The organism is Nocardia sp. NPDC005745, from assembly GCF_040630775.1.
Classification (GTDB): domain Bacteria; phylum Actinomycetota; class Actinomycetes; order Mycobacteriales; family Mycobacteriaceae; genus Nocardia.
The window spans coordinates 88,998-106,411 of the sequence record NZ_JBEXYF010000022.1 but is presented as its reverse complement, the minus strand read 5'-3'; the positions used below and the strand labels follow the sequence as shown (position 1 = coordinate 106,411).

17 protein-coding genes are annotated in these 17,414 nt (G+C 69.8%); 11 read left to right on the top strand and 6 right to left on the bottom strand.

All coding sequences use genetic code 11. The annotated features are described in order from the left end of the window. The first annotated feature begins 30 nt into the window (after positions 1-30). Complete coding sequence (locus ABZ420_RS23260; protein WP_357126245.1) at positions 31-1,239, top strand: acyl-CoA dehydrogenase family protein; 1,209 nt, start codon at positions 31-33, stop codon at positions 1,237-1,239. Continuing rightward, positions 1,236-2,291, top strand: coding sequence for a phosphotransferase family protein (locus ABZ420_RS23255; RefSeq protein WP_357126242.1), 1,056 nt, complete (start codon positions 1,236-1,238; stop codon positions 2,289-2,291). Before ABZ420_RS23260 ends, ABZ420_RS23255 begins: the two co-directional genes overlap by 4 nt. 16 nt (positions 2,292-2,307) lie before the next feature. On the opposite strand, the gene ABZ420_RS23250 is transcribed toward ABZ420_RS23255, so the two are convergent. Next, positions 2,308-3,576, bottom strand: coding sequence for a lipase family protein (locus ABZ420_RS23250; protein ID WP_357126239.1), 1,269 nt, complete (start codon positions 3,574-3,576; stop codon positions 2,308-2,310). 121 nt (positions 3,577-3,697) lie between these two features. Next, positions 3,698-4,282, bottom strand: coding sequence for a hypothetical protein (locus ABZ420_RS23245; RefSeq protein WP_357126236.1), 585 nt, complete (start codon positions 4,280-4,282; stop codon positions 3,698-3,700). A gap of 435 nt (positions 4,283-4,717) precedes the next feature. On the opposite strand from ABZ420_RS23245, the gene ABZ420_RS23240 reads away from it, so the two are divergent. After that, a complete protein-coding gene (locus ABZ420_RS23240; protein WP_217999093.1) occupies positions 4,718-5,041 on the top strand; it encodes a YbjQ family protein in 324 nt (107 codons plus the stop codon). Between the two features lie 6 nt (positions 5,042-5,047). On the opposite strand, the gene ABZ420_RS23235 is transcribed toward ABZ420_RS23240, so the two are convergent. After that, the gene (locus tag ABZ420_RS23235; RefSeq protein ID WP_357126233.1) at positions 5,048-5,857 is read right to left on the bottom strand and encodes an APH(3'') family aminoglycoside O-phosphotransferase; all 810 of its coding nucleotides are present in this window, start codon (positions 5,855-5,857) and stop codon (positions 5,048-5,050) included. Between the two features lie 135 nt (positions 5,858-5,992). Between ABZ420_RS23235 and ABZ420_RS23230 the strand changes: the two genes are divergently transcribed. Together ABZ420_RS23230 and ABZ420_RS23225 are read left to right on the top strand one after the other, a co-directional pair. Further along, a complete protein-coding gene (locus ABZ420_RS23230; protein ID WP_357126231.1) occupies positions 5,993-6,493 on the top strand; it encodes a MarR family winged helix-turn-helix transcriptional regulator in 501 nt (166 codons plus the stop codon). A 9-nt stretch (positions 6,494-6,502) separates the two neighbouring features. Continuing rightward, positions 6,503-9,073 carry an MFS transporter gene (locus ABZ420_RS23225; protein ID WP_357126228.1) on the top strand — a complete coding sequence of 857 codons (2,571 nt, stop codon included), beginning with the start codon at positions 6,503-6,505 and terminating at the stop codon, positions 9,071-9,073. Between the two features lie 90 nt (positions 9,074-9,163). Here ABZ420_RS23225 and ABZ420_RS23220 read toward each other — a convergent pair whose 3' ends face one another. Continuing rightward, positions 9,164-10,183, bottom strand: a complete 1,020-nt coding sequence (locus tag ABZ420_RS23220; RefSeq protein WP_357126225.1) for a crotonase/enoyl-CoA hydratase family protein — start codon at positions 10,181-10,183, stop codon at positions 9,164-9,166. A 107-nt stretch (positions 10,184-10,290) separates the two neighbouring features. On the opposite strand from ABZ420_RS23220, the gene ABZ420_RS23215 reads away from it, so the two are divergent. Further along, positions 10,291-10,890: a helix-turn-helix domain-containing protein gene (locus ABZ420_RS23215; RefSeq protein WP_357126223.1), complete on the top strand. Its 600-nt coding sequence runs from the start codon at positions 10,291-10,293 to the stop codon at positions 10,888-10,890. A 222-nt stretch (positions 10,891-11,112) separates the two neighbouring features. Next, positions 11,113-12,015: a cutinase family protein gene (locus ABZ420_RS23210; RefSeq protein ID WP_357126220.1), complete on the top strand. Its 903-nt coding sequence runs from the start codon at positions 11,113-11,115 to the stop codon at positions 12,013-12,015. 1 nt (position 12,016) lies between these two features. Here the strand turns inward: ABZ420_RS23210 and ABZ420_RS23205 are convergent, their stop codons facing one another. After that, entirely contained in the window at positions 12,017-12,466 is a 450-nt protein-coding gene (locus tag ABZ420_RS23205; RefSeq protein ID WP_245659921.1) for a MarR family transcriptional regulator, read from the bottom strand. A gap of 94 nt (positions 12,467-12,560) precedes the next feature. Here ABZ420_RS23205 and ABZ420_RS23200 point away from each other — a divergent pair, with 94 nt between their 5' ends. Beyond that, on the top strand, positions 12,561-13,343 hold the full coding sequence (locus tag ABZ420_RS23200) for a class III extradiol ring-cleavage dioxygenase (RefSeq protein WP_357126216.1): 783 nt from the start codon (positions 12,561-12,563) through the stop codon (positions 13,341-13,343). 232 nt (positions 13,344-13,575) lie between these two features. Here the strand turns inward: ABZ420_RS23200 and ABZ420_RS23195 are convergent, their stop codons facing one another. Beyond that, positions 13,576-13,944, bottom strand: coding sequence for an Rv3235 family protein (locus ABZ420_RS23195; protein WP_357126214.1), 369 nt, complete (start codon positions 13,942-13,944; stop codon positions 13,576-13,578). A 362-nt stretch (positions 13,945-14,306) separates the two neighbouring features. Between ABZ420_RS23195 and ABZ420_RS23190 the strand changes: the two genes are divergently transcribed. The 3 genes from ABZ420_RS23190 to ABZ420_RS23180 all read left to right on the top strand — a co-directional run bounded on the left by ABZ420_RS23190 (position 14,307) and on the right by ABZ420_RS23180 (position 17,353). Beyond that, a complete protein-coding gene (locus tag ABZ420_RS23190; protein ID WP_357126211.1) occupies positions 14,307-15,554 on the top strand; it encodes an alpha/beta hydrolase in 1,248 nt (415 codons plus the stop codon). 102 nt (positions 15,555-15,656) lie between these two features. Further along, on the top strand, positions 15,657-16,751 hold the full coding sequence (locus ABZ420_RS23185; protein WP_040865253.1) for an LLM class flavin-dependent oxidoreductase: 1,095 nt from the start codon (positions 15,657-15,659) through the stop codon (positions 16,749-16,751). Next, positions 16,748-17,353 carry an FMN reductase gene (locus ABZ420_RS23180; protein WP_357126208.1) on the top strand — a complete coding sequence of 202 codons (606 nt, stop codon included), beginning with the start codon at positions 16,748-16,750 and terminating at the stop codon, positions 17,351-17,353. Before ABZ420_RS23185 ends, ABZ420_RS23180 begins: the two co-directional genes overlap by 4 nt. Positions 17,354-17,414: the final 61 nt, after the last annotated feature.

Sequence of the window (17,414 nt, the reverse complement as noted above, 5' to 3'; positions counted from 1 at the left end):
AGCAATGCTCAGCGAGCCACGAGGATGGGTATGGATTTCACGCACTCCGACCGAGCCGTCCGCCTCACCGACCAGGTGCGGCAGTTCGTGCGCGACGAGATCGAGCCGCGCGACGAAGAGCACGCGGCCGCCCTGCGAGAATCGCCCTGGGCGGTGCCGCCGGTGGTGGAAGAGCTGAAGCAGAAGGCGCGGGCGGCGGGTCTGTGGAACCTCTTCCTTCCCGATCCGGAACTCGGGGCGGGCCTGAGCAACGTCGAGTACGCGCCGATGGCCGAGGTGATGGGGGCCTCCGGCTGGGCGTCGGAGGTGTTCAACTGCAACGCGCCCGATACCGGTAATGCCGAGGTCCTGCTGCACTACGGCAGCGCCGAGCAGCGGGAGCAGTGGTTGCGGCCGCTGCTGGACGGAACGATCCGCTCGGCGTTCTGCATGACCGAACCCGATGTCGCCTCCTCGGACGCGACCAATATGGCCGCGACCGCCGTGGTGGACGGCGAGGAGATCGTGCTCAACGGCCGCAAGTGGTGGAGCACCGGCATCGGCCATCCGAACTGCGCGTTCGTCATCTTCATGGGCCTGACCGACCCGGAGGCGCACCCGTATCAGCGGCACTCCATGGTGCTGGTCCCGGTGGACACGCCCGGCGTGCGGGTCGAACGGATGCTCAGCACCTTCGGCTACCTGGACGAGCCCTTCGGGCACGGCGAGGTCACCTTCACCGACGTGCGCCTTCCGCTGGACGCCGTGATCGCCGGGCCGGGGCGCGGATTCGAGATCGCCCAGGGCCGCCTCGGGCCCGGCCGCATCCACCACTGCATGCGCGCCATCGGCCTGGCCGAGCGCGCGCTCGAACTGGCCTGCCGTCGCGCCCTGTCGCGCACGGCGTTCGGCAAGCCGCTGGCCAACCTCGGCGGGAACCGGGAGCGGATCGCCAACGCGCGCGTCGCGATCGACCAGGCGCGGTTGCTCGTCCTGCACACCGCCTGGCTGCTGGACACCAAGGGACTGGCCGGCGCGCGCAGCGAGGTCTCCCAGATCAAGGCGGTCGTGCCGCGGATGACCCAGGAAGTGCTGGACATGGCGATCCAGTTGCACGGCGGGGCAGGACTTTCCGACGATTTCCCGCTGGCGCGCGCATTCGCGGGCATTCGTTCGCTGCGCTTCGCCGATGGTCCCGACGAGGTGCACCTCGGCGTGATCGCCCGGCAGGAGCTGCGCAAATACGGAACCGACCGGTGAACGTCGCGGACGCCGCCGCCGTCCGCGCGGAGGACGCCTTCGACGTCGCCGCGATGCACGCCTGGCTCGCCGAGCAGGTGCCCGGTCTGAGCGAGCCGCCCGAGGTGCGCCAATTCTCCGGAGGCGCGTCCAATCTGACGTATCTGCTGCGGTACCCGGATCGCGACTTGATCCTGCGCCGCCCGCCCGGCGGCACCAAGGCGGCTTCCGCGCACGATATGGGCCGCGAATTCCTGGTGCAGCAGCGGTTGCGCCCGCACTACCGCTACGTGCCGCGGATGGTGGCTCGCTGCGCCGATCCGGAGGTGATCGGCAGCGAGTTCTACGTGATGGAGCGCGTGGCGGGCACCATCCTGCGCGGCGATCTCCCCGCAGGCACCAGCCTGTCCCCGGACCAGGCGCGACGGCTGTCCACCACGGCTTTCGACTGCTTGATCGAGCTGCACGAAGTGGACCCGGTCGCGGCCGGTCTCACCGGAATCGGCAAGGGCGCCGGTTATGTCGCGCGCCAGGTCGCGGGCTGGTCGCGGCGCTTCGTGGACGCCCGCACCGACAATGTCAGCGATTTCGCCGCGGTGATGGCCTGGCTCGACGCGAACCAGCCCGCGGACGTCGCCACCACCGTCATCCACAACGACTTCCGGCTCGACAATCTGGTGCTGGACCCTGCGGGCTCCGGCGCGATCGTCGGCGTGCTGGACTGGGAGATGGCGACCCTGGGCGATCCCCTGATGGATCTCGGCGGGGCACTGGCCTACTGGGTGCAGGCGGACGACGACGAGGTCATGCGCGCTTCCCGCCGCCAGCCGAGTCACCTGCCGGGCATGCTGACCCGCGCGCAGATCGTCGAACACTATTGCGCGCGCACCGGCCGCTCGGCCGAGAACTGGCCGTTCTACGAGGTCTTCGGACTGTTCCGCCTGGCCGTCATCGCCCAGCAGATCTACTACCGCTACCACCACGGCCAGACCACGAACCCGGCGTTCAAGGACTTCTGGATGCTGATCAACTACCTGGACCGGCGCTGCCGGAAGGTCGCCGGGCTCGAGTAGGGCGGTTCGGAGACTTTCATCGCCCGAGCGCGATGGAGCCCATATCGGTGACGGTGCAGTTGTCCTCCATCGGCACTCCCGCGAACCGGTCGCGCAGCCAAGCGATCACGCGGTTCTCGGCGAGTGTGTTGAGGCTCAGGTGTTCGCTCGCATGGTCGCGGATGTAGGTGACTCGTGCGGCGGGATCGCGGCAGTAGCTGGAGGCGAGCGCGTCGGCGGGGCCGATGGGGACGAGCCAGTCGGCGGTCGCGTGATAGAGGAAGACCGGGGTGTCGGGGACCGACTTGCCCATCCTGGTCCGGTCGAAGACGGCACGCAGCACCGGCGTGTGCAGGATGCCCCCTTGCACCAGGCTGTCTATGTCGAGGAATGGTTCCAGGGCGGCTTGGTGCAGCACGCAACCGCGGTCCTTCGCGGTCAGTAGCTGCCGTCCGCGTGGTGTGGCGTTCACCCACAGGTAGGCGTCCAGTTCCGGTTCCTCGCGCGCGAGACCGATGATGGCGGCCGCGACCAGACCGGCGCCGGGCCCCTTGTTCGCCTCGCGGGACAGAACTTCGAGATCGACATCGGTACCGCCGGAGACGACGCCGACGAGATTCACCTCCGGCGCGTAGGCGCTGCGCAGTTCCGCGCCGTGCAGCGTGGGGATCGACCCTCCCGAGTATCCCCACATCGCCACCTCGGTGGCCGCTCCCGGCAGGTGCAGCGGACCGAAACGCTCCGCGGCGCGGATGCCGTCCAAGGCGATCCGCGCGGCCAGCGGGCCGTGGGCGAACGCCGAATTCGGGCCTTGATGGTCCGGCACCACGACCGTCCATCCCTGCGCCAGCAACGCCGGGGCGCTGCGCAACGGGTCGATCTGCCCGTCCAGCAGACCGGCCTGCGCCGACCGGCGCACCGTGTAGGACGGCGCGCAGAACAGTCCGGTGGAATCCTCGGCGGCGTGCAGGGACACCAATTTGCCGTTCCCCGCGAAGGGTTTCAGCAATGTCGCGACGGCGGCGATGGGCTGATCGGCGCTGTTGCCGGACCGATAGGAGACCTGCCAGGCCTCGGCGGCCAGCGCCCCGCCGAGCTGATTGGCGATGGCGACCGGCCGCGCGGCGAGGATCTCGCCGGGCCGCTTCGACGTCACCAGATCGGCGGAAGGCCGATAGAAAGGGTCCTGCTCGGGCGGCGCCACCGCCCCCGGAAGTTCCGGCTCCGCCGCCGACGGTGCGGCCGGCAGCGCCAGCAGCATCGAAATAGCCGTACCGGCAAGCGCACACCACCGGGCGAACACCATCGACGACCTCCCCTGGAATCGACCGCAGATGCCATGCGTTTCGCGCCGATCGACCGCCACGGCAGTGACATCGTAACGAAAGCCCACCTGCGCGAACGGCACAACGGAAGATCGGCCGAACTCAGTTCGGCGCGGCGATCTTGATGATGGTGGCCTTACCGTCGGTGGTGGCCACGGTGACGAATTGGCGATAGGTGCGATTGGCGGAGTCGGGGCGCAGCTCGGTGATGACCACGTCGTAGCGTCCGTCGAGCATGGGGGTGATCAGGACGCAGTGCTGCGTTCCCGTGGGCACGGAGGCGATGCCCGCGTCGATCACGGCGACCGGTGGCACCGCGGCGTCCGGCACCGTCAGCGATCGCGCGACCGCTCCCGAGCGAGTCACGTAGTAGGCGTGCTGAAACGCCAGGATCACCTCCGGCCCCGACGCGGTCGAGCCGGTGCCGTTGCCGCGCACCAACTGTCCACCCCGGGTCGGCTCGCAGCCTGGGCCGCCGCCGAGCACCGGGTCCGCCACCGTGGCCGATTGCCGTGGCGCGGAGGCCGCGTCCGTGTACACCAGGACCAGCGCGGCGGCGGCGAGCGATGCGGCCAGCCCGACGCCGCCGACCAGCCAAGCGCGGCGTGGGCCGCGACGAGCGCGGCGGCGAGCGCGGGAGGCCGGATGCCGGTCGCCGCGGGGCGGCGGCTCCTGTCCGGAGATCATTCCCGGCCACGTGGGCACGCGTCCGGTCCGGACCTGGCCTCGGCGGGCGCGTCGGCCGCCGGGCTCGGACGTGTTCGACGACATGATCTCGCCGCACCCCCTTTTACGGTGCCTACTCGGCCACCGTGGGTTCCCTCTCAATGCCGTTGCGCAATAACAACATTGCATATCTCTTCGGATTCTGTCGGTCGAATGCTCAACAGAAAAGCCCGAATTGCGGCGCGGCGGTCCCCGGAACGCGCGATACCGGCTGATCAGGACCGGGCGGTCGGTGCGGTTCCGGACCGGCGGGCATACCTCGGCCGCAACGGAATCGCCGCCGCCCGTAGCATCCCGCACATGAGCCAGCCGCCGCAGCCGTACCCACAATATCCCGCCCATCAGCAGCCACCCCAGCCGTATCCCCCGCCCCCGCCGCCCGGACCGCAGTTCCCGATCCTGGTCTCCACCATGAACGACGTGCCCGGCCAGGAGATCGTCCGGGTGTTCGGCGAGGTCGCCGGACTCACCGTGCGCAGCCGCAGCTTCGGGTCGAACTTCAGCGCCGGTTTCCGTTCGCTGGGCGGCGGGGAGATTCCCGAGTACACCCAGCTGCTCTACCAGTCCCGGCACGAGGCGATCATGCGGATGTGCCAGCACGCGATGTCGTTCGGCGCGAACGCGGTCATCGCCATGCGCTTCGACTGCAACGAGATCGCGGGCACCATGAGCGAGGTGGCGGCCTACGGCACCGCGGTGCTGCTTCAGCCCGCGACGTGACTCGAGCTAACCCCAGGTGAGCGGATCGAGATGGAGGAAGAACCGCTGCCGCTCGGCATCCAGATCGATGCCGTAGCGATCGGCGAAGGCGCGGTCGGCGTTTCCGGCGCGCCGCTCGTCCTGCCATGACTCCCTGGCATCGGCCAGCAGCAGAGCGATATCGGCGTACGGATCGGCGATGCCCAGGCGGCCGAGGTCGACGAATCCGGCGACGGTGTGCGTTTCCGGATCGAGGATGATGTTCGGCAGGCACAGATCGCCGTGGCAGACTACCGCTTCGGCGGACTCCTGCGTCATCCTGGGCTCCAACTGTGTGGCCAGCCTGGTGAGCAGGACGGTGGGCGGAGTCTCCTGCTGCTCCTCGGGAAGGAACTCGGTGTGCACCGCACCCCGGACCACCACGTCCTGGGCGAGCGCGAACATCCGCGCCAGGCCACGGTCGAACGGGCACTCCGCGATGGGTAGATCGTGCAGGCGCCGCACCGTGTCCGCGATGGAATCCCATGCGAGGGCGAGATCTTGCGCGGAAACGGCGTTCGCGGGCACACCGGGCACGGCGCTGGTGACCAAGCAGGCCCCGTCCCCATCGGGCCGCCAGTCCAGTACCCGAGGGCCGGGTATATCGTGGCCGTCGAGCCAGGTGATCTTGTCCCGTTCCAGCGCGAGGGTGGCGACCTCGCCGGTGGCGACACACTTGGCGTAGCGGGACCCGTCGGCGGACCGGAATACCCGGGCACCGGACTCCCCGCCGCCGACCGGCTCCCATCGGCAATCGGACGGCAGGGCTGCGCGGAAGCGAACAAGCGGCTCGGACACGCCATCGACGGTAGCAACGCGGCTCGCGAGTGGCCCACCGCGCAGACCTCTGGCAACCCGGATGTATAGTTGCTCAAAGCAACTAGTTGTGGTTGCTAATCAAAACTGCTGGTGGGGAACATTCGAGGTGGTGTCATGTCCGCAACCGCTCGCGAGCGCCGGGGCACGGCGGCCGAACTCGCGGCCGCCGACGAACTCGGTCAGCGACTGGTCCGGTTCATGCGCGCGGTCAACCGGGCGAAGTGGCTGCCCGCTCGGCCCGGTCCGGACGGCCTGGAACGACTCGCCTACTCCGTGCTCTTCTGCCTGGTGCACGAGGGACCGCAGCGCGCGGGCAGGCTCGCCGAATTGCTGCACACCGAGGCATCGACCATCAGCAGACAGAGCAGATCACTCGTGGCGCACGGCCTGGTGGAGCGCCGGGCCGACCCGGTCGACGGCCGCGCGTGCGTGCTGGCGGCCACCGCGGAAGGCGTTCGCGTCTTCGAGGAGAACCGCGCGCTGCGCAACCGGTGGCTGGCCGACATCCTGGCCGACTGGCCCGCGACCGATCGCGACACCTTGACCGCACTGCTCGACCGGCTCACCGCAGGAATAGAGACCACCACTCCCCGACACCACGCCGATCCGAAATAGGGCTCATTCATGACGAATTCCACCATCCGGGCTCCGCGGAACCCGGACGCGGGCGCGGACACGTCACTGTCGCACCGGCAGATCCTGACCATCCTGTCCGGGCTGTTGCTCGGCATGTTCCTGGCCGCGCTCGACCAGAACATCGTCAGCGTCGCGATCGTCAAGATCGCCAACGACCTGCACGGTTTCGACGAGCAGGCGTGGGCGACCACCGCTTACCTGATCACCGCGACGATCACGACGCCGCTGTACGGCAAACTGGCCGACATCTACGGCCGTAAACCGTTCTATCTCACGGCGATCGGACTGTTCGTCATCGGCTCGGTGGCGTGCACCTTCGCCGATTCGATGTACCAGCTCGCCGCGTTCCGCGCGTTCCAGGGCCTGGGCGCGGGCGGACTGATGTCGCTGGCGTTCACCATCATCGGCGATATCGTCCCGGTGCGGGAACGGGTGCGCTATCAGGGCTATTTCATGATGGTCTTCGGCACCGCGACGGTGCTCGGCCCGGTGCTCGGCGGCTTCTTCTCCGACTACGAAGAACTCGGCGGCATCGAAGGCTGGCGGTGGGTGTTCCTGGTGAACGTCCCGGTCGGCCTGCTCGCCCTGCTCGTGGTGGCCAAGGTGCTCAACGTGCCGCACCAGCGCCAGCACCACCGGATCGACTGGTTCGGCGCGCTGACGCTGACCATCGGCGTGGTGCCGCTGCTGATCGTCGCCGAACAGGGACGCCACTGGGGATGGTCGTCGGAGAAGTCGCTGCTCTGCTACGGCATCGGGGCGGCGGGGCTGGCGCTGTTCGTCCTGGTGGAGTTCCTGATGAAGGACTCGGCGCTGATCCCCTTGCGGCTGTTCCGGAACTCGACCTTCAGCGTCACCATCGCCGGTGGATTCATCGTCGGTGTGGCGATGTTCGGCGCGATCACCATGGTTCCGCAGTACTTCCAGGTCGTGCGCGGCTACTCGCCGACGAAGGCGGGCCTGCTCATGTTGCCGCTGGTGCTCGGCATCACCGTCGGCTCGCAGGCGGCTGGCCGGATCACCAAGCAGACGGGGCGCTACAAGATCCTGCCGGTGACCGGCACGTTCATCGTCGCGGTCGGTGCGGCCCTGTACGCGCAGGTGCACTACGACAGCGCGCTGTGGCAGCCGCTGGCGATCGGCGCGGTGATCGGGCTCGGGCTCGGCTGTTGCATGCAGACGCTGATCATCGCGGCGCAGAACGCCGGACCGCGTAAGGACATGGGTGTCTCCACCGCCTCGGCCACGTTCTTCCGGCAGATGGGCGGCACGCTCGGCGTAGCGGTGTTCCTGACCATCCTGTTCAACCTGCTGCCGAACCGGATCATCGACGCGTTCGGCGGCGCGCTGCCGCCCGGGTTCGGCGCCGACCAGCTCAGCGGCATGCAGTCCAACACCAGCGGCATCGCGGCGCTGCCCGAGGCGCTGAAGGTGCCGATCCTCACCGGCTTCACCGAATCCATGCACGGCGTGTTCTACACGGCGGCCGGGGTCGCGCTGCTGGCCTGCGTGGTGCTGATGTTCATGAAAGAGATTCCGCTGCAGGACGCTCCGGCGCCCGTCGCGCAGACGCCGGTCGAGGAGCCGGAAACCGCCGAGTCGCAGTGGGACGCGGATCAGGTCTGGGAAGGCGCCGCGCAGGCGCTGTCGGAGCCGGAACCGGTGCTCGCCGCGGCCGCGGGCGGCTACGGCGCGGGCGATCCCGCGAGCAACGGCGCACACCGGCGCGAACCTCGGGCGAGCTTCGACGGCGCGGAGCACGAAGGGCGTTCGCTCAGCGGCTATGTCCATCGTGAGGACGGCCGTCCGGTGCCCGCGGCGGCGCTCACGCTGATCGACCAGCACGGGCGGCAGGCCGCGCGCACGGGCGGCGGCGCAGACGGCAGTTACCTCCTCGGCGCGCCCGACTCGGGCGGCTACGTGCTGATCGTCTCGGCCGCCGGGCATCAGCCCGCCGCGGTGAACGTCACCGTCGTTGACCGTCCGCAGCAACTCGACATCACCCTGCTCGGCTCCGGCGAGCTGTCCGGTGTAGTCCGGTCCGGCAGGAACGGCGAGCCGCTGCCCGGCGCGACCATCACGCTGACCGACCTGGACGGCGAGGTGGTCGGCTCGGCCACCGCGGCGGCCGACGGCGCTTACCTGTGCCACGGCGTGGTGCCCGGCACGTACACCCTGGTCGCGGTCGCCGAACACATGCGACCCAGCGCGACCGCGCTGACCGTGCCGGACAGCGGGCTGCTGCACCACGACATCGAACTCACGCCGATGGCGGTGCTGGCCGGATCGGCCTGGTCGGACGGCGGCCGGGCGGTCCCGGACGTGCAGATCAGCGTGCTCGACGCCGCGGGCGTGCCGACCGCGACGACGCGCACCGACGAGAACGGGCGTTATGTCGTCACGGATCTCGCCGAAGGCGACTACACGATCGTCGCGCGCGGCTACCCGCCGGTGACCAGCCAGGTCACGGTGAGCGGCGGCGAAGTCGCGCACGATGTGCGGCTCGGCTACAGCAGCATCGAGGAAGAGACGACCGGAAACGTCCCGCCCGCCCGCTGACGATCCGGCGGGGGCGCTCCAAAGGGGCGGTGGCTATGCGGCCACCGCCCCTTTCGCCGCTGTGCGGATTTCCCGCGGCTCAGCGGGGGTTCACTCCTGCGCCCGATGCCGTTTGTGATCGCCGAACGGTTCGTCGCGTTCCCGGACCGCCTCGCGGAAACCGGTTGTGGCGGCCCGCGTCTGGAAGGCGTATCCCTCGCTGGTGTGCCGGGAGATGCCGTCGAAGACGGTGCTGATCATGCCGGAGTTGACCACCCCCTGTGCGTACAGCGCCGAATTGAGCGCCAGCTTGGCCATCATCAGCTGGTTGACCGGCATGCGCGCGATCCGGGCGACGAATTCCTCGGTGCGCGCGTCGAGTTCGGCGGCGGGCCAGGATTCGATGGCCAGGCCCCATTCCACCGCCTGCTTCCCGGTGAGGCAGTCGCCGGTGAACAGCAGGCGCTTGGCGCGCTGGTCACCGAGGCGATGCGCCCACATGCCCGCCGCCGGGACACCCCAGACCCGGGTGGGCGGGTAGCCGATCTTCGTGTCGTCGGCGCAGATGATCTGGTCGGCGAACAGCGCGATGTCGCTGCCGCCCGCGACGGCGAAGCCGTGCAGCTTGGCCACGGTCGGCTTGTTCGCCTGCATCAGGCTGGCGAAACCGCGGTTGAACCGGCTCATCATCGCGTAGTCGATCATCGGATCCCAGGTCCGCGCCGGATCGTGATTGCGGCCCTGCACCACCGGATCGACGACTGTACCCGCCACCTCATCGGGCCCGCCCGCCACCGCGAAACTCTGCTCGGCGAACATGCTCAGGTCGTAGCCGCCGCAGAATCCCTTGCCGCGTCCGGACACCAGGATCACGTGCACCCGCGGGTCCAGATCCGCGCGTTCGACCGCGTGCGCCAGATCGTGCGGCGTATCGGGCGTGATCGCGTTGCCTTTCTCCGGCCGGTCGAAGGTGATGCGGGCGATGCGGCCGTCCCGCTCGTAGGTCAGCGTCCGGTACTCGCGGGCGTCGTCCGGGTCGGGCCGTCCGGCCCACGGGGAGTCCGGTGCCTCGGTCCAATTGCGATACCACGCGCCCGCCCCGCTGTCGGCCTGGCTGTCACTGTCGGTCATCGCTTTCCCTTCGACGCTGGTGTGAACCGGTCTCCGCAGTCTGGCGCACCCACTATTTGACAGTCAACACTGACTGTGAAAATGTCGCGGCGACGGGAGGAGCTGGTATGGCCGGACGACGCGAGGAACAGAAGCGGGCGACCCGTGTGCGCATCCTCGACGCCGCCGCCGACCTGCTGGCCGAGCAGGGCTACCGGGCGCTGTCCACGTTGTCCGTGCAGCGGGCCGCGAACGTGAGCCGCGGGGCGCTGCTGCATCACTTCCCGACCATCGGCGCGTTGATCGGCGAACTGGTCGGACATCTGGTCGCACGCAACGAGGCGGCGGTGCGAGAAGTCGCGGCCGGACTCGGCACGGGGACCGATCCCCTACGCCGCGCCCTGACCGCCCTGTACGAGTCGATGGCACGCCCGGCGGCGCAAGCCGAGTTCGAACTGTGGGCGGCCGCGCGGACCGATCCGGCGCTTGCCGAGGCGTTGCGCGCGGCCGAACGAAAAGCCGGGCGCGACTTGCGGCGAGTGGTGGACGCACTGTTCGGTCCGGACATGGTCGCCCATCCGCGCTACCCCGCCGTCCGCGACCTCACCATCGCGATACTGCGCGGCACCGCGATGTCCCGGCCGCTGCGCACTTCCGAGCGCGCCGCCGCGGCAACCATCGATCGATGGGCGGAGGCCATGACAGTTCTTCTCGCACAGGGCCACTAGCAATCGGGGAGCGCCGACGGTTCCGAACCCACTGTGATACGCGTCACTTCAGGCTCCGATTGTGCACTCTCCCACACTGTCGCTATCCTGGCTGCACTTTGAGACCACCGAGTCTCAATGCAGCCTTCGACGGGGCCGGGGTCCGACCACCGCACGGCGCCCGCGGAGGCCGATTCCTGCCGGGGAGCGCCTGCGGCGCCTGTACTACCAGGAGCAAACGCCATGCGATCGAAGTTGATCTCGGCGGCCATCGGTTTCGCGGTGATGGCGCTGTCGTGTGTGGGACCGGGCAGCGGGCCCGCCGTCGCCGCACCGGATTGCCCGAGTCTGTACGTGGTGGCGATCCCGGGGACATGGGAGACCACCGCGGACGGTGAGCGCCCCGGGCCCGGGATGCTGGCCGGAGTCACCCGCGGCCTGCCGTCCTCGGCGTGGGTGGACTACGTGAGTTACGCGGCGACCGCCTTCCCTTGGGAGAGCGAGGTATACGGCGCCTCCAAACGCGAGGCCGTCGACAACGCGCGCGGCATGATCGCGGCGATGGGCCGGGAGTGCGGCGCGACCAGGATCGCGCTGCTGGGCTACAGCCAGGGCGCGGACGCCGCCGGTGATCTCGCCGCCGAGATCGGCACCGGACTCGGCGTCGTGCCGCCGCATCGGATCGCCGCGGTGGGGCTCATCTCCGATCCCCGCCGCTCCCCCACCGACGCACTGGTCGGTCCACCGGTCGGCGGCGCGGGCGCGGGCGGTCCGCGCATCGGCGGGTTCGGTCTCGTCACCCCGCAGACCCGCACCATCTGCGCGATCGGCGATCTGTACTGCACCACGGCGTCGGACGATTTCGTGACCCGCTTCGCGGGCTTCCTGGCCCAGACCTCCCATCCCGAGCCGGCCTACCTGTGGCGCTACCAGATGGAAATGGGCGCCATCGTCGGCGACCTGATGTCCAACGGCGGAATCCCCCTTTTGCAGAGCCAGCTCTCGGAGTCGGCCAACCAGGAACGGGCTCGGCTGCTGGACGAGTTCTACCGCTCCGAAGCGCACACCGCCTACGGCAGCTACCCCGTCGGAGGCGGAGCGACCGCGCTGTCGTGGATGCACGACTGGCTGGCGTCGCTGGCCTGAGTCAGGGAGCGAGGCGGCGCGCGACCTCGCCCAGACTGTCCGCGACAGCGCCCTGCTGCGCGTCGGTGAGCACGTCGACGAGGACGCGGCGGACGGTCGCGACATGGCCCGGCGCGACTTGCGCCAGCCTTTCCCGGCCCGCGGCGGTGAGTACGGCGATGACCCCGCGCACGTCGGTCGGGCAGGCCTCGCGTACCAGCAACCCGGCCTTCTCCAACTGCGTCACCTGATAGGTCAGACCGCTTTTGGAGGTATAGAGCGCCTCGGCGAGTTCGGTCATCCGCAGGCGGCCCTCCGGCGCGTCCGCGAGCCGCACGAGCACCTCGTACTGGGTGTGCGACAGCCCTTCCCGCTTGAGCTGCCGTTCCACCTCGCGACCCACCAGCGCGCCGGCCGCCAGGAAGTTCTGCCACACCGCCATCTCGCGGACGTTCAGCCACGTGGTCTCCACGGCTCCACCCTAACCCTATTGTTCAAATTTGAACAATCAGCTACAGTCGAGTTCGAATTTGAACTACCTGGGCGACCGAGCCGGGAGGAGCACTATGACCGTGGCCGCCGAAAAAATGCCGGTGCTGTATCTCTCGCATGGCGCTCCGCCGCTGGCCGACCACGAGAGGTGGCCCGCCGAACTGGCGGCGTGGTCGCGCGCGTTGCCCCGGCCCCGCGCCGTCCTGATCGTCTCCGCGCACTGGGAGGCCGCACCGATCGCGCTCGGCGCCACGGAGACGGTGCCGCTGGTCTACGACTTCTGGGGCTTTCCCGAGCGGTACTACCAGGTGCGTTATGCCGCGCCGGGCGCGCCCGAGCTGGCCGACAAGGTGCGAAACCTGTTGCGCGGGCCGGGCACCGCCGTGGCGGACGTGCCGGATCGGGGCCTCGATCACGGCGCTTACGTTCCGTTGAAAGAGATGTATCCGGACGCCGACATCCCGGTGTTGCAGCTGTCCATGCCGACGCTGGACCCGCAGGTCCTGTTGCGCATCGGCCGGAAGCTGGCGCCGCTGCGCGAGGAAGGCGTACTGATCGTCGGCAGCGGATTCTTCACGCACAATTTGCGCGCGCTGACCGCCGACGACGAGCACGTGCCCTCCTTCACGGCCGAATTCGACGCGTGGGGCCGCGAGACGCTGGCCGCCCGCGACCTGGACGCCCTGCTCGACTTCGAGCGCACCGCGCCCGCGGCTCGCCTGGCACATCCACGCGCCGACCACTTCGCGCCGCTGTTCGTCGCACTCGGCGCGGGCGAAGTGGATTTCGGCACGCTGCGCACCGTCATCGACGGTTACTGGTTCGGCATGGCACGCCGATCCATTCAGCTCGGCTGAGCGACGGTGCCGCACCATCCGGCCTCCGCCGATGCCCGAGGTGATCGCGATCCGGCCCAGCCGGGTCGCGACGAACCCGGGCGGCGGAGCCTCCGGAGTCGCGGTCGCCCGTCAGCACCTCGCCTGCTCAGGACCTGCCGCCGGAGGGCATCGGCTGGATCGCACCGGTGCCGACGGTCCGTGAGGCGGCGGCACCGCGACCGAGGTCGCGAGCCCTGAACGGCCGACCGCGTCATCGGATGCGCAGCGCCGTCAGCCGCCAGCCCGCCGAGCGGGTCCGCGCGATGCGCGCCGCCAAGGCGAAATGCCGCCTGCCCCGGCCGTAGGTGGCGAAGACCTCGGCGGTCTTGGCGTCCACCAAGACCACGTTCACCCGCATCGGCACCGCGACGCCGAGGTCGCGGCCGGGCACGAGACCGGCGCCGATCAACGTGCGCACCGCGGCGACGACCGTGGCGTCGGCGACGACGGCCAGTTGCGGCACGGGCCTCCTGCGGTCGAGCACCTCGAGGACGACTCGCACCGCCGACTCGGCGAATCGGCGTGCCGCCGACCGTGACTCGTCCTCGCCCGGCGCGGTGGAGGCATGGCTTCGCCGCACCGCGCTGCGTATCCCGGCACTGGACCGACCGGAGGTCGCGTGCGGCCGCGGCCGGCACGGTAGCGCCCGAGCGGGCGCCGGATCGCATGCCATCGGCTCCGCCTCGGCGCGGCGGCGACTGTCCAAGGGCGGCTCCGGATTCGGAGCAGGCGCCAACCAATCCTGATAACCAGCCATGCACATCCCTTCGAGAACCCGGTGGTCGAAACCCTGTGGGGACCGATTCTGCGGACCAGCCACCGGAAGTCGCGCGTAGTCGGCTACCCGAATCCGTCCCGGCACGCCACCACCGGAAACCGGCGGCCACGAAGACCGACCTATGTTGGAGCCGGCGAACCCCCGACCCGGAACCGGAGACCTTGATGACCGACGAGCGAGGAGCGGACGTGACGGTGCCCGGAAAGTCCGCGACCCCGCGTCGCCTGGTCCGCATCGGCCTGCTCACGCTCGCCGGAGCGCTCGCCGCGTATCTCGCGCTCGCGCAACTGATCGCGATCCTGCCGGTTTCCTGGGTGATGCCGTTGCTCGGCAACGCGGTCACGCAGTCGGCCGTGCTGTTGCTCGGCGCCGTCCGCGACGCGCTCGGCTCGTGGAACATGGTGCTGGCGGTGGTCGCGACCGCGCTCGCGCTGACGGTGTTTCGCGGGGGCGAGCGCGGACGGCGCCTCGCGGGCACGGTGACCGGCGTGGCCGCCGTCGGCCTGGCGCTGTCCATCGTGACCAGCACGACGCTGGTGTTCGCGGCGCGTGACGCCGCGGGCGTCTGGATCCCGTTCGCCCCGGCCGTACCGTTCAGCACCGTGGGCGACGCGCCCGACGAGACCGTCACCTACGCGACCGTCGACGGACATCCGATCCAGGCGGACCTGTACCTACCCGCTCCGGGGTCGCGACCGGCGCCGCTGGTGGTGAGCATTCACGGCGGCGCTTTCGTCACGGGCAGCCGTGGCACCGACGCCTACACGACCTGGCTGGCCGAGAACGGATACGCCGTCCTCGATGTGGACTATCGCCTCTCCGACGAAGGCAACCACCGCTGGAACACCGCGGACGCCGACGTCGCCTGCGCGCTGAACTGGGCCGCCGCGAACGCGCAGCGGTACGACTGGGACATGCGGCGGGTCGCCACGTTCGGCGAGTCGGCGGGCGGCAATCTGGCCGTCAACGTCGCGAACAAGATCAACGCGGGTGTCCTGCGGCCCAGCTGCGGCAGCGCCGCCGAGCTGCCGAAGGTGCGCGCGGCGGTGGCGCTGTACCCGGCGGTCGACCTCGCCGCTTCGGGCACCGAGACCGCGCTCGGCGTCGACGCGGCCCGGCAGTACCTCGGCGGAACGCCCGACCAGTACCCCGACCGCTACACCGCGGCCGGCGCCGCCGCGCAGGTCACCGGCGACTCCCCGCCCACCCTGCTGATCCAGGGCGCCGACGATCACCTGGTGCTCGCCGAGCACACCGCCGCCTACGCCGCGGCCCTGGAGACCGCGCGCGTGCCGCACCGCTACGTCGAGCTGCCCTTCCTCGATCACGCCTTCGGCGCCACCGAACTCGACACCGGCGCGCTGGTCACCCGCGAACTCACCCGCACCTGGCTGACGGAATACCTGCCGTAACCGACGCCACATCGCCGCAGCGGGAATACCCGCGTACCCCACTCCGTTCCTTTGGTTGCCATATCCACCAAATTGAGACAGACTGAGAACGAAGGAGGCGTCGTGCAGTTCGGAATTTTCACGGTCGGTGATGTGACGACCGACCCCACGACCGGCCGGACGCCCAGCGAGCACGAGCGCATCACGGCCATGGTGACGATCGCGCGCAAGGCCGAAGAGGTCGGGCTGGACGTGTTCGCCACCGGCGAGCACCACAACCGGCCGTTCGTGCCGTCGTCGCCGACCACCATGCTCGGCTACATCGCGGCGCGGACCGAGCGGCTCCAGCTCTCCACCGCCACGACGCTGATCACCACGAACGACCCGGTGAAGATCGCCGAGGACTTCGCCATGCTGCAACACCTCGCCGAGGGGCGGGTGGACCTGATGCTCGGCCGTGGCAACACCGGGCCGGTCTACCCCTGGTTCGGCAAGGACATCCGCGACGGCATCCCGCTGGCGATCGAGAACTATCACCTGCTGCACCGGCTCTGGCGCGAAGACGTGGTCGACTGGGAGGGCAAGTTCCGCACGCCGCTGCAATCGTTCACCTCGACGCCGCGCCCGCTGGACGACGTGCCGCCGTTCGTCTGGCACGGCTCGATCCGCAGCCCCGAGATCGCCGAGCAGGCGGCCTACTACGGCGACGGATTCTTCGCCAACAACATCTTCTGGCCGAAAGAGCACTTCCAGCGGCTGATCGCGCTGTACCGGCAGCGCTACGAGCACTACGGCCACGGCTCCGCCGACCAGGCGATCGTCGGACTGGGCGGACAGGTGTTCATGCGCAAGAACTCCCAGGACGCGGTGCGCGAGTTCCGGCCCTACTTCGACAACGCGCCGGTGTACGGGCACGGCCCGTCGCTGGAGGAGTTCACCGAGCAGACCCCGCTCACGGTGGGCAGCCCGCAGGAGGTCATCGACAAGACGCTCACCTTCCGTGCGGCGTTCGGCGATTACCAGCGCCAGCTGTTCTTGATGGATCACGCGGGCCTTCCGCTGAAAACCGTCCTGGAGCAACTGGACCTGCTCGGCGAGGAAGTGGTTCCGGTGCTGCGCAAGGAATTCGCGGCTCTGCGCCCGGCGCACGTGCCGGACGCGCCGACGCACGCGAGCCTGGTCGCCGCCCGTGACGCCGCACTGGAGGCGACCCGATGACCCGCATCGCCGTCGTCGCCGCGGGCCTGTCGCAGCCGTCCTCTACCCGGCTGCTCGCCGATCGGCTCGCCGCCGCCACCGGCGCGGCGCTCACCGCGTCGGGCGCGGACGTGGCATTCGACGTGGTCGAAGTACGCGAGCACGCCCGCGATCTGGCCGACAATCTGCTGACCGGGTTCCCGCCCGGCGGGCTGCGCGCGACGATCGACACGGTGACCGGCGCCGACGGCTTGATCGCCGTCACGCCGATCTTCAACGCGTCCTACAGCGGCCTGTTCAAGACGTTCTTCGACGTCCTGGAACCGGACGCGCTGGCCGGGATGCCGGTGCTGCTCGGGGCGACCGGCGGCTCGGCGCGCCATTCGCTGGCGCTGGAGCACGCCTTGCGGCCGATGTTCGGCTACCTGCGCGCGGTGGTCGCGCCGACCGCCGTCTACGCGGCGTCCGAGGACTGGGCGTCCGCGGCGGCGGGCGGATTGAGCACCCGGATCGACCGTGCCGCAGCGGAATTCGCCGCCTTGCTGACCGGCACACCGCGCGAGCGCGCCGCCGATCCGTACGACGACCCGGTACCGTTCGCGCAGCTACTCGGCACCCACTGACCCGTCCCACCGACCGAGCCCGACCCACGCCCAACTAGTTCAATCCTCAATCATCAAGGAG